The 13,183-nt window shown below is 50.1% G+C and carries 7 protein-coding genes; 4 read left to right on the forward strand and 3 right to left on the reverse strand.

Going from position 1 to position 13,183, the window contains the following annotated elements; genetic code table 11:
- Positions 1-1,126: hypothetical protein (locus tag OXG87_00225; GenBank protein MCY3867943.1), on the reverse strand; the 1,126-nt coding region annotated here is incomplete at its 3' end.
- A 148-nt stretch (positions 1,127-1,274) separates the two neighbouring features.
- Here OXG87_00225 and OXG87_00230 point away from each other — a divergent pair.
- Complete coding sequence (locus OXG87_00230; protein MCY3867944.1) at positions 1,275-1,946, forward strand: hypothetical protein; 672 nt, start codon at positions 1,275-1,277, stop codon at positions 1,944-1,946.
- Positions 1,947-2,008: 62 nt separating this feature from the next.
- Here OXG87_00230 and OXG87_00235 read toward each other — a convergent pair whose 3' ends face one another.
- Both OXG87_00235 and OXG87_00240 read right to left on the reverse strand, forming a co-directional pair.
- Positions 2,009-2,575: a hypothetical protein gene (locus OXG87_00235; protein MCY3867945.1), complete on the reverse strand. Its 567-nt coding sequence runs from the start codon at positions 2,573-2,575 to the stop codon at positions 2,009-2,011.
- Between the two features lie 4 nt (positions 2,576-2,579).
- Entirely contained in the window at positions 2,580-3,995 is a 1,416-nt protein-coding gene (locus tag OXG87_00240; protein ID MCY3867946.1) for an AAA family ATPase, read from the reverse strand.
- A gap of 483 nt (positions 3,996-4,478) precedes the next feature.
- Between OXG87_00240 and OXG87_00245 the strand changes: the two genes are divergently transcribed.
- Genes OXG87_00245 through OXG87_00255 form a run of 3 tightly spaced genes read left to right on the forward strand, consistent with a single transcriptional unit; the run spans position 4,479 to position 13,149 of the window.
- Entirely contained in the window at positions 4,479-6,947 is a 2,469-nt protein-coding gene (locus tag OXG87_00245; protein ID MCY3867947.1) for an ABC transporter permease, read from the forward strand.
- Between the two features lie 11 nt (positions 6,948-6,958).
- The gene (locus OXG87_00250) at positions 6,959-9,943 is read left to right on the forward strand and encodes a PD-(D/E)XK nuclease family protein (GenBank protein MCY3867948.1); all 2,985 of its coding nucleotides are present in this window, start codon (positions 6,959-6,961) and stop codon (positions 9,941-9,943) included.
- Positions 9,940-13,149: a UvrD-helicase domain-containing protein gene (locus tag OXG87_00255; GenBank protein MCY3867949.1), complete on the forward strand. Its 3,210-nt coding sequence runs from the start codon at positions 9,940-9,942 to the stop codon at positions 13,147-13,149. Before OXG87_00250 ends, OXG87_00255 begins: the two co-directional genes overlap by 4 nt.
- The last annotated feature ends 34 nt before the right edge of the window (positions 13,150-13,183 follow it).

The following is a 13,183-nucleotide window of genomic DNA, read 5'->3' on the forward strand; positions in this document are numbered from 1 at the left end:
TGGGGTCCGGAAGTCCCGGCAGTGGGGTAGAGACTCCCTCAAGAGGCTCCCACAGCATCCCACCATTGTACAGAAGCGCAGGCGCGTCTGATCCATTCCAGTACACAACCTCCATACCGGTATTGTTAGGCGAAGGATTGAGGCGGAAGTCATTGAGACAATTCCCCTTGGTATCCACAACCATCACATCCGTGTTATGCCCCAGATATCGAATCACCATCTGGGGAGACGGATCGCGCGCGTTAAATCGCGCCACCCTCACCTCCTGACCGTGAGGAACCTTCTCCTCGCCGAGACGCAGAACCACATTCCCACAACCATCCATCACATGCCCAAACCCGGAACAAATGGCGCGCACCTGCCCATTATCCCACTCCGCGATAGACACCGAATCCATATTCCATCCAAGTTGCTTCTCCCAGAGCACCGTCCCATCGTTGTCTAACAGAAAATACCCGCCATTGACCTCATCCCTACCATCGCCATCAATATCTCCGACCGAAGGAATGTACGCCGGACATCGACTGTACTCTGTCCACCTGGATTCATAGGTCCAGAGCACCTGAAGATCCTCATCAAAAGCAATAACCTTGCCCCCGAGCTTAATCACAAAGTCTCGAGGCGTATCGGTTCCGCGGAAATTGGCAATCATAATGCGCTGGTGAACCCAATTCGCCCCCCGTCCCCGACACGACCGCAACTCACCGGGACTATCTTGCTGCTTGAGATCGCCAGTCTTCCCATCCCGAATCTGAACAACCACATTTGCCATCGAATCGGGATCGGCCTCAACCGCAGGATCGAGAAAAAAACAAATAACCTCATCTCTGCCATCGCCATCAATATCGCAAATAGCGACAGGACCGGGTCGGCTGGGCTGGACGCCACCCTCTCCCATCTGCCACAGAACCTCACCATCCGCGGTAAAAGCACCGAGAAAACACGGCTTCATGCCCCCGCCGTCATGCGCATCGTCAACCGACCGGTACACCAGAAAATCCGCCCGTCCCTTTCCCTCGAGATCGCCCATCCGGATATCCCCGCCATAGGTCCCCTCCTCTGCTGTAACGCAGAACTCAGGCGGGATCTCCACGCGCTTGTATAAAATCGGGCTACCGTATTCCATCGATCTGCTCCCCTCGTCGAAAAAATACCTTGAAAGAATATATCTCTCTAACTAAGATTAAAAAGACAAAACGTCCGATGTGTCAGGGTAAGATGGAAGGTGTGGAAAGTAGATAGGATTTGATGTTTGTACACATTGAGGGTCTCACATGAGCAAAAAAACACTTTCTTTTTCTAATTCAAATTTTGAATCTGGTATGTATGGATTAAGGGATAATACGACGGGAAAATATTTGGGACATGTGGAAAAAGAACCAGAAAAACTTGGTTTTTATCCTGTGATTGACGGATTGTTGCCTGAGAGGTGGCTGGTAGATATAGAGGGTCGTTGGGGTGAAAAAGAAGCATTGGATATTTTGTCCGAACATACAGGGATACACAGAAAAAATTTAGAATTGGTACAGCACAGCGAAAATTTTTCTGTATTATCATTTTATCCTGTTGCGAGGACAAACAAGATGCCCAGACAACGCTTTTGTGCCACAGTTGAAAAAATTTACAAAGAACCGAATTATTGGTTTAAGGGACCGGAACAATTGGAAATGGTGCGTTTATCCGATGTGTTTTTAATTTGTGATAAGTGCGGAGAAGTATCAGATACACGAGTGCTATTTCATTATGGCACATTTGGAGAATCTATTACATGTACTTATACATCTGTGAGTAAAGGAAAATGGGCTGAGTACATTACTGAAGGGGATATTATACATTTTTATGCTCGGTATGGCCGACGAGGAGGTGAGCCAGAAGAATGGACGTTAAAAAATATCACAAAGGTCGAAGTACGTCGTCGTAAAGTTATTCGTATGGATACAATGTGATGTTTCGAGATTTCGTATAATTAATTCGTGCGGAGATTGGGGAAAGTTTGGGTGTCGTGCTATCAGGATGCCTCATCAATTAAATTGCTAAAAGAGAGATTCGAACTCCCTAAAATTTGTAGAAAAACATCAGGACGGCTATGTAATTCTCCCTGGGACTGAATGTCGAGAGTAGAATGCGTCGGTTGTTTTGGAACGTTAATATGTGCTATACCTACAAATCGGTACTCATAACCTTCGAGAAATCCCTTTGCTGTCCAGAATTCCCTTCCTATAGATTTGCAATAATCCATAACACATCGCGCGCCTCGTAATTGTGCAACAACTTCACTTTTTTGGATGTTGCCTTTTTTTGTTTCAATACAGATAATCCACTTTTTCGTATCTTCATTGGATACAATCACGAAATCCGCTCGCCTGCGTTCGTCCTTTGAACCTGCAAAGAAAGCCCGTCTAAGTTCAAAAACGTCCGTTTTGATAACAATTGAGTCATAAGGCAGTTCTTTTATAACAACCGTTGTTTTAGCTTGCGTGTCGGTTAGTTCGACAGAGAGCCTACCTTGCTCCTGTTGCAATGGAACCTGCGCCTGAGAGATGAGCATTTCCTGTAATATTTCTATATCATTCACAATCTTACTCCCCACCCCACACAATATCCCTCTGAATCCTGTTCATTTTCTCAATAGTCTCGTCAAAACTGGGGGCTTCAATGCCAAGTTCTGGATCAACATCGGCCTCCACAAGCGTATGACCTCTTCTGCGCCTCTTTTGCCCTTCTTCTAATGGCACCAATGCTTCTTGCGCCATATACACTTTAACCTGATCTGAACGGATCAACTCATCATTCCGATACCCGTTTTCTTTCGCAATTCTTTTTAAGTGCGGCTTATCGTGATTAAGCATGATAAGCGTATTTAGCTCTTTGACGATGTAATCGCTATGGGTCGTTACAAAGACTTTAATCCCCAAATTCACCAGACGGGCAAAAAGTCTGGCAATGCGACGTTGATTTTTTGGATGAAGGTTTAACTCCGGCTCATCTACCATAAACAGATCTCCCCTATGGGCGACATAGCGCAGATAAAAACCCATATCCAGCAATGAACGCGCAGCACTTGAGCTTTGGTCCATCGTCAATCTGATCCCCGTCCCTCTGGGGATATAATATAGCTGGTCATTTTGTGTTATACTGTAATCGCCACCGACAATATCCGCAAATTCTTCCAATACATCGGGATGTTCTTTAGTGATAAAACTTTTTCTTTTTGAAATGTATTCAAGCTGGCCTATAAACTCTACATTGGCTTCTATTGGCGAAGGATAATTTTGGTACCCTTTGGATAGCAAATCCCGAGAATCAGCCACTTTGTTCGCCTGCGCCATATCTTCAAGCAGACGGTTGCGAGCAAAATTTAGTTCTCTCCGAAAAATAGCCACACCCGTGCGCTCGGTTGAAGTGATAAAGGGAAAAGGTAGGGATTGAGAAAAAATAATATCGCTAATCCTATGATGAATAAACCTGTTTGCAATACTGTAAAGCATTTCCCTTCTCCGGCTTTTCTTTTTTGCCTGCAAAGTGAATATTACCTCTTGACTCTCTTTTCTTTTTAAACAGCTAAAGTGCCAATCCTCGTCGAGGTTCCAATTATCACCATCAGTGGACATCATTTCGCGTTTATATTCTATACCAAGTATATCAGGAATTTCTATCTCAATGTGAAATTCACTGTTACCAAACCGGCCTTCTGTTGCCGCAAAAACTTCATCCAGTTTATCCCTATACTTCTCACAGGCCTCCGCAAGAATTTGATTTGCTGTTTTCACATATTGTGATAAGTCGATATTGAGAACACCATCTGCAAGCAATCTTTGTATCTGAGCATCACTAATCGAAAAATCAATAAGTTCACGCCAGGACCGCAAGAAACCGTACAGTGCATAAGCCATATATGTTTTGCCGGTGTTATTTTCACCGCATATAATGGTTAAATCTCCCAGCGAAAATTCCGCATGCTTTAAGATGCCAAGATTTTTTAATCGTATTCTCATACCGATACCTCCACCACACATAGTGATCGGTTTTTACTGGTGTTGTGCTCCGCGTATAGCTCCCACCCATCTGCCTCTGAGCAAGGCTGATCGCCTGTAAAGTTTAACAACAGACGCGGGAATCAATCGTGAAAAGAATAAGGTAAACCACAATCTGTAGCAACTTAAAACCCTGCACAGCGATCAGTAAGGGTTCTAAATGGTATATGAAGGCGAGTGATTCATGCAGGTCTGCGATAGCAGTTCAACGAAAAACCCTTGAACGAATGAAAGACTCTGAGTATGATAAAAAAGAATTGGATGACTGCGTTGTGCTGGTCGGGATGGTCAAAACCTTCTGGGTCGCGGCTTGACACCATGCCGCGATGACAACCACTAACGTCCAACCATCCCCCAGCCTCTCTTTTTTATCTGCGAAAAACGCTCAAGTTACTCGCGTTTTTTTCTGCGTCATCTGCGGATCACGCTTCACACCTATATCCCATGAAACAAACCCTCTGCCTCGCAAAAAACTACCTCACCATCGCCGTCCGCAACCTGTTGAGACACCCGGGTTATTCATTGATCAACCTGTCGGGATTGGCACTTGGAATGGCGTGTGCGGTATTGCTCGCGATCTACATCTCCTATGAACTGAGCTACGACCGGTTTCGCCCAGAAGTAGCGCGCACCTACCGCGTCATGAAACAAACCCGCCATGCAAACGGGCGGATAGCGTGGAACACGGGGCAACAGGGACCACTGGCAACCGTACTGACCGAAGAATTTCCAGAAATAGAAGACGCCACACGCTTTTGGGCGGGTCTCAGATGGATAACCGCCGGGGAAAAATCGCTTCAACAGATGTTCTGGTTAAGCGACCCCAACGTATTCGCGTTCTTCGGCATAGAAGTCCTGATAGGCGATCCCCAAACCGTATTACAAGACCCATTTTCAGTAGTTATAACAGAATCCATCGCACGAAAATTCTTCGGAACCATCAATCCAATCGGCAAAATAATCACAGTAGATCACAACCTATTTGGCGGCACATATCAAATCACTGGCGTCATTCGGCAAGCACCCCACAACTCGCGGTTTCAATATGACTTCATCACCGCCACCATGCCACAGGGCGTTCGCCAGCGCAGATCGTGGGATCACTGGTTGCCGCCAGCGTACTCGCGCCCGGCAAACACGTACCTGCGCCTGAAACCCGGAGCAAATCCCGAAGACATCGCCCGCAAATTGCCGGAACTCGTCGAACGCTATGCGGAAATCGCAGAAGACGAAAGCGAAACCGTGCGCTATTATCTCCATCCCGTCTCGCGCATGCACCTGTATTCCAAAATCGATATGCCCGGATTTACCGGCGACGCGGGAAGACCCTACAAGGACATACAGCAGATCTATCTGCTGGGACTCGTGGGATTCTTTATCCTCACAATAGCCTGTATCAACTTCATGAACCTCTCCACAGCCCGATCCGCCAGCCGTGCAAAAGAAGTGGGACTCCGAAAAGTCGTGGGCGCGTATCGCTCGCATCTCATAAAGCAATTCCTTGGAGAATCCCTCCTCTTATCCGCCCTATCGGCCTGTATAGCCCTCGGACTGGTATATCTCGCACTACCCCCGTTCAGCGCATTTGTGCAAGAAAACCTCACCCTGAACAGCGGATTAACCCTCTGGATCCTGGGAATCACCCTGTTCGTCGGGCTATTATCCGGAAGCTATCCCGCACTCTACCTCTCCGCATTCGAACCCGCGACCGTATTGAAAGGCGGAGCAATCAAAGCCGGATCAGCCCCGGCCCGCGTGCGAAAAGGACTTGTCGTGTTGCAATTTGCCATTTCGATTATATTAATCATAGGAACCATCATTGTAGCCGATCAAATGCGATTGATACGGGAAAAAGACCTGGGATTTAACAAAGATGAAGTCGTCGTCGCCTCAATCTTTCGACAAGACCGATATCAAAGCGATGGCGGACAGTTGCAAAAGCGATATCTGCAAATAAAAGACGCATTCTCACAACACCCGAACATCACAACCGTATCGGCAACATCGCATTTGCCGGGAAACAGCTGGCCTAATCGCGAGTGGTTCTTCCCGGAAGGCGACCCGGACCGGGGCGTTGAAGTGCGGGTATTTGGCGCAGACGAGGCATTTATAGACTGCTACGACATTCCCCTGCTATCCGGGCGAAATTACGACCGCACGTACGCAGAACGCGCGTGGGAAAGACGCGGCAAACCCGGCGAATTATTCGTCCTGAACGAAACGGCAGTAAAAGTATTTGGCTGGACAGACCCCATAGGAAAAATACTGAACTCACACGTTCGAAAAGGACATGTGATCGGCGTGGTCAAAGACTTTCACTATCGGCCCCTCTACGAAACCATCGAACCACTGGTCATCACAGCCGCGTGGTATCGCCTCAGCCACCTCTCCATGCGGATTCGACCGCAAGGACTCTCAGAAACAATGGCATTTCTACAACGCACCTGGACGCAATTTCTTCCCACCCGCTCGCCCGAAATCGCCTTTGCGTCCGACCAGTTGGAACGCTGGTATCGGGACGACCAGCGCACGAGACAAATATTCAGCGCGGCATTTGTCATCGCGATCTTTGTCGCGTGTCTGGGCCTATTGGGATTGGCAGCTTTCACCGCAGAACAGCGCACAAAAGAAATAGGCATACGCAAAACAATGGGCGCATCCGTCTGGAATCTGATAATCCTGCTGTGCAGAGACTTTATCATCCTCGTTGGAATAGCAAATTTGATCGCCTATCCGATTATTTATCTGGCGATGGACCGGTGGTTGCAGCATTTTGCCTATCGGATTGAACTCAGCGCAACCCCATTCGTCCTCGGAAGCCTCCTCACATTGGGAATCGCGCTATTAACCGTAAGCACGCAGGCGTGGAAAGCCGCCCGAACAAATCCCACCGAGACATTGCGATATGAGTGAGGAATAGTCCCATGCAATACCACCTCGCACAAATAAAAGCATTCTGTGACGCGCATCCAATCGACGCAAAAGTCCTGATCGTCCCCACCATGACCGCAGGGCACGACCTGACACTCGCACTTGCGGCAACGGGATATTCGTGGCTGAACTTGCAAATCGAAACCCCGCGCAGCCTCGCGGAAAAAGATGCGGGTGCCCATCTCATCGCAGAAGGACATGCGCGCATGGCGCAAGACGCGGACTTATTCTGGCTGGACGAAATCATCCCCCGGGTCGTGCGCGAAATCGATGATGAGTACTTCGCGCAACAAGCCACTGCGCTCGCGCGACCTTTTCTGCGCACATTGCGCGTCCTGCGTGCAGCGGGTTTGGAACTGGAAACCGACTCGCTTTCTGAGAAAGGCACGCGGCATCAGGTATTACGGCATCTTTACCAGACGTATTGTGCGACATTTGAAAGAGACCACCTCTACGACAACGCCGTATTGTATCGACATGCATTGAACCATCAAAAAACCCATCTGCCCCAAAAAAATACACACTATGCCATCCTCGATGAAACTCCATTACCTAAACTGGCATTCGACTATCTCAGCGAAAAAACAAAGGGTTATATCTACCGCATCGGGCGAAATAATACGGGTGTATCGTCCCCGCCACACAGTGCGACAAAACGCTTTCCCAAAGCACCCTATCCCGCCAACACAGGCAAAATCGGAGTGGGCGGAAACATATCTAAATCGAGATTAAACCCCAGAGACAAATCTCAAATTCAACTGTGCGAAACCCTCGGCACCGAAACAGAAATCAGCACCGTATTGCGCGACATAAGATCGGGAACCATACCCCTGGACACCGTCGAAATCGCATACACCTCAGAAATGCCCTATGTGAGCCTGTTGTGCGATGCGGTTCAGCGATATGGGCTGCCCGCCACATTTGCCGAAGGCATACCTGTTTCGACAACCCGAACCGGTCGCGCACTGGTGAACTTTTACCGGTGGGTAGGCGTGGGATACCCCTCTGACGAACTCGTAATGATGTGCCGCGCGGGCCTGATCGCCACCGAAGGCGCACCTGTAATTGCAACCGTCCTCCAACACGCGCATATTGGCGAAGGTGAAGGTCCTCGGCGTTATTTTACTGCTCTGAACCAGATAAAAGCCGACCTGCGCCATAGAGACAGTGAAAACTCGGAAACCGACCATCGCGGATTAACCCTTGAGGAAATCGAAGCCGTTGAAGAAGAACTCAAACGCTTATTCGATCTCATCCCCAGCGGACCCCGTGTATCGCTCGGTGCATTGGTCAATGCTGGCTTGCAATTTCTCGCGCACTTTGCAAACGCCGAAGATGAGGTCCTCACCGCGATCCGGGATCGCCTGCACCACGTGGCCCAATCCGTGCGCCGCAAAGCACCTGTACGCCGACTGGCAAACCGTCTATCTGAATTGATCGCCAACCTCTCTTTTAAAGCCGAAGCAGCCAAATCCGGACATCTGTCAATAGCCCCGCTTTCGCGCGCGGGATACACCAATCGCGCACATATTTACATCACAGGCCTGGACGAAGCCACCTTCCCCGGTGGCGCAACAGAAGACCCAATACTATTAGATGGCGAGCGCTCGGGCGTATCCGATGAACTGGAATTGCGCCGCAAGCGACCCGCCGAGCAAGTGTGGCATCTCATCCGCGTATTGGGCATGGCATATAGCAAAGTGACATTATTGTCCTGCCATCGAAGCCTATCCGACAGCCGGGAACGCTATCCCGCCGCCCTCTTTCAGCAAGCCGCCGAACAGATGAACATCAACCCTATACCTGTTGCACCCACTTTGCCCCAAACATCTACACAGGCGCTGGACGACGCAGAGGCACTGATAGCGCACCACGCCTCAGCCGACTACGAATCCGTTGTGCATCAGACCTTCCCCCATCTGGTCGCAGGACAAAAGGCGCGCCGCAATCGCGAATGGGACGGATTGACGACCTATGATGGCTGGCTCGGCAAGCCCACACCCGAATTGGCGATTACCGCACAGCACCGCATCTTTTCACCCTCAAAACTGGAAATGCTCGCCCGATGTCCGTACCGGTATTTTTTGAACTACGTACTCGAAATACAACCCATAGAAAAAACCGAAACCGACCCCACGCGATGGCTCGACCCCCTGTCTTTTGGCGCGTTATTACACAGCTTATTCCACAAATTCATGCAAACCCTGAAAGCGCGGGGCGAACGCCCCGACCGCGAACGACACGAAACGCTAATTCGTAAAATCTTAGAACGAGAAATAGAAGCAAAAAAAGAAACCCATCCCGTTGAACACGAAGCAGCGTATCGCGCCGACGTCAAACGCCTATCGCAAGCCGCGCAAGTATTTCTATCCGTCGAGTCCGATGAAAAAAACGCCGACCCCATCGGATTTGAAGTGAGCTTTGGATTTGGAGAATCGGGCGGGCTGAATTGCGAACCCCCTGTGACACTCGAACTCACAGAAGACGTCGCGATTCGCATCCGCGGGCGTATTGACCGCGTAGATCGAGTCGAAGACAACTTTGTAATTTGGGATTACAAAACTGGATCCATGGCACAATACGACGAACGGGACCTGCTCAAACGCGGCACGCATTTGCAATGGGCACTGTACGCTTATGCTCTGAATTCGATCTTGAGACAACAACGCGAACCTGGACGCGTACAATTATCCGGTTACGTCTTTCCCGGCGACAGAGAACACGGCCGCAGGCTTTCAGAAACGCCGCCAGCACCCGAAACACTCGCCAATGTGTTGCGCCCCCTGCTCGAACTGGTAGAGAAGGGCGGCTTTTTTCACATACAGAAATCCCAGGAATGCGACTACTGCATCTACAACCGCGTCTGCAGCAAAGAACGCCTGGACGCCAACGCCCTCGCCGACGCGCGTGAAACAATGGACGACGACCCCGACTTCGCACTCTTGCTGGACAGCCTCAATCGCTGGATGGGAATATGACCCTTCAAGATCAACAAGCACGCGATAAAATTGCCGAAGCACTGGATCGCAATATGATGGTGCTCGCAGGAGCGGGTGCGGGAAAAACCCATGCGCTGGTGCAGCGGATGGTGAACGCGGTGCAAACAGGTGTCGTACCCGTAGATCAACTATCTGCAATCACCTTCACGCGCAAAGCAGCGGGTGAAATGCGCGGGCGATTTTTCAGTGAATTAAAATCGCGTGCCAAAAACGCAGGCGGTGAGGACCTGGACCGCATTCAAAACGCACTCGAAAAAGTAGATCAATGCTTTATTGGCACCATACACTCATTCTGCGGCCAATTATTGCGAGAACGACCCGTTGAAGCGAGCCTGCCACCCGACTTTTCAGAAGTCGAAGAACGCGAAGAAGCCGTCATGCGCCGCGAAGCGTGGGATCAATTTGTCCAGCAGCGTTTTCTATCCGAAGACCCGCAACTCGTCAAATTTGAAGAACTGGGCCTGCGCCCGGAAGACCTGTATGGATTTTTTCAAAGACGCTACCAGTTCAGCGATGTACCGCTCGTAAGCGAACCAGTACAAAAACCCGATTTATCGACCGCAGTTTCACAACTTGAAGCCTTTCTGCAACGCACGGAAGCCCATATCCCCGATCCACTTTCCGGCAGACGCGATGCCCTCCAGACAGCATTGTCCCGCGCGCGATTATTCCTGTCGAACCGGGGGATTCACACCGACGCGGATCGCATCGAACTCCTGAAAATACTCAGCGGAAACCTCGGTGTCACCCTCAAAAGCTGGACGCCCAACCAGGATTTTGCAAAATACTTGCGAGACACCTTATTACCCGAATTTCAAACCGAAATACTCGACCCCACCCTCACCAGATGGCGGCAATACATCTACCGATTCGCTGCCCCCTTTGTCGATGATGCAGTTGCAGAATACGCCAGAACCCGCCGCGAATCCGGCCGCCTCACATTCCAGGACCTGCTCGAACTCGCCGCACGATTACTGCGCGACCACCCCGAAGTGCGCCGTCACTTTCAAGATCGATATCGCTGTCTATTCGTAGATGAATTTCAGGATACCGATCCCATCCAGGCCGAAATATTGCTGTATTTAACCGGCGAAAACCTGCAAGAAACCGATTGGCGCAAAATCACACCCCGCCCGGGCAGCTTATTTTTAGTAGGCGACGGCAAACAATCAATCTATCGCTTTCGCCGCGCGGATGTCGAAACCTTTGACCTCGTCCGCAACCGCATTGACAATACCAATGGCGATATCGTCAACCTGAACACGAACTTTCGCTCACTGGGTCACCTCTGCGATTGGATCAACGCGGCATTTGAACCCCTGTTCACCGCGCATGAAAAACCCTATCAAGCCGAATTTGCTCCGCTATTCAAATACAGACCCAATGGTGAAAATATGGCGGTCCACCGAATCTCAATCGACAAAGTCTATCGCAACAGCCGAAGCCAGATCGCAGAGGAAGACGCCGCGCGGATTGCAAACTTCATCGCAGCTGCCATAGAAGGCAAAACGGAAATTAATGGAGAAGCGGTCAGCGCATCGCCGGGCGACTTTCTCATCTTAACGCGTACCTCTGGCTATTTGTCCCATTACGCCCAGGCACTGGAGGAACACGGTATCCCCTTTGAAATCACGGGTGGTGATCGCCTGGGTGAAGCAGACGTATTGCACACACTCGCGGATTTTTTGGAAACCGTTTATATGCCCGACAATCCGCTACCACTACTCGCCTATTTGCGGGGGGATCTCGTCGGCCTGGGAGATGATGCCCTCTATGCATTCAAAAAAGCAGGCGGTGATTTCAACTGGACACGCGATCTGGCCAAAGGAATGGATCCAGAATTACACCGACTATTCGAGCAAGCGTATGACCATTTAAAAAAAGCGTCGAAATGGTTGCAATCCCTATCGCCAGATACTGCCATAGCGCGCTGTGTACAAAGACTCGGCCTCCTGCCTTTTGTGCGCACTCTGCCCAGAGGAGAAACTCATGCCGGCAATCTCATCCGCATCTTATCTCTCGTCCGCGAATGGAGCGCGCAGGGATTGCACTGGGGGCAGGTGGTGACCGAACTGCGCGCCCTCATTGACGACAGAGACTACAAAATTGAACAAATGTCCATCCCCTCCGCACAGGAAGACGTCGTGCGATTGATGAACCTCCATCAAGCTAAGGGATTACAGGGCAAAATCGTCTTCCTCGCCGACCCCTATGACACGAGTTACACGCGCTATGGTCCCGAGTTTCACGTATCCCGCACCAGCGACGAACCCTTTTTGGCATTACCCATTACAAAACCCCGCGGGCCATATCAGCGCGAAGTCGTCGCCGAACCTGTGGGTTGGGAAGACGCCGAAGCCGAAGAAACGCGATTTTTGCAAGGTGAAGAACTGCGATTGCTCTACGTAGCGGCAACGCGCGCAGAAAATTTGCTCGTAGTATCCACCTACGAGGAAAAACCCGACCATGGACCGTGGTCGCCGCTCTATCCCCATCTAAAAAACGTGCCCGAACTGGCGCACGGCGACCATTCACCGCAACCCACCCCAGAAACCCCATCAACCAAAACACCATCTGTAGAAATAGAACGAGTACAAAGAGATCAATTCTGGAAAACCGTGCAAAAACAATCCTTTGAAGTAATACAGGTAACAGATGACCGGGCGGACATCACATATACGGACGAAGAGCGATCAGCAGCAGGCAAAGGCGCTGCGTATGGCACCGTAATCCACCGGATATTCGACGACGCCATCAACATGCGATTGCCCGATGATCCCACACCTTATGTCATACATTTGCTACAGGAGGCAGGTGCAGACGCCGAGTTTTTACCGAACGCACTGGATGCATTGCAGCAATTTCGCAACTCGGAAATATGGACGGAAATACAGGCCTCGGAAACCGTCTATACCGAAGTCCCCTTTGCGGTATCGCAAGCGAAGAACAACGCCAGCGAAATTATTCGCGGCGTCATCGACCTGGTCTATCGCCTGCCCGGAGGATGGAAAATCGTCGATTACAAAACCAATGCAGTGAAAACCGATGAAGATGTACAGGCACTGTGTGAACAAACAGCCGACCAGGTGAACACCTATGCCAGACACTGGGCGAAATTCACCGGCGAAACGATTTTTGCAAAGGGCTTGTGGCTGACGGCAAGACGTGAATTTTTAACCATTTAAGTTGTTCTTTTTTTTCCTGACAACTCTTTGGGAC

The sequence above is a fragment of the Gemmatimonadota bacterium genome (assembly GCA_026706845.1).
Lineage (GTDB): Bacteria > Latescibacterota > UBA2968 > UBA2968 > UBA2968 > VXRD01.

Excerpts from the sequence above, each read along its gene's own strand:
- OXG87_00230 (MCY3867944.1), top strand. The coding sequence starts at position 1,275 with ATGAGCAAAAAAACACTTTCTTTTTCTAATTCAAATTTTGAATCTGGT.
- OXG87_00250 (MCY3867948.1), top strand. The coding sequence starts at position 6,959 with ATGCAATACCACCTCGCACAAATAAAAGCATTCTGTGACGCGCATCCA.
- OXG87_00240 (MCY3867946.1), bottom strand. The coding sequence starts at position 3,995 with ATGAGAATACGATTAAAAAATCTTGGCATCTTAAAGCATGCGGAATTT.
- OXG87_00245 (MCY3867947.1), top strand. The coding sequence starts at position 4,479 with ATGAAACAAACCCTCTGCCTCGCAAAAAACTACCTCACCATCGCCGTC.
- OXG87_00255 (MCY3867949.1), top strand. The coding sequence starts at position 9,940 with ATGACCCTTCAAGATCAACAAGCACGCGATAAAATTGCCGAAGCACTG.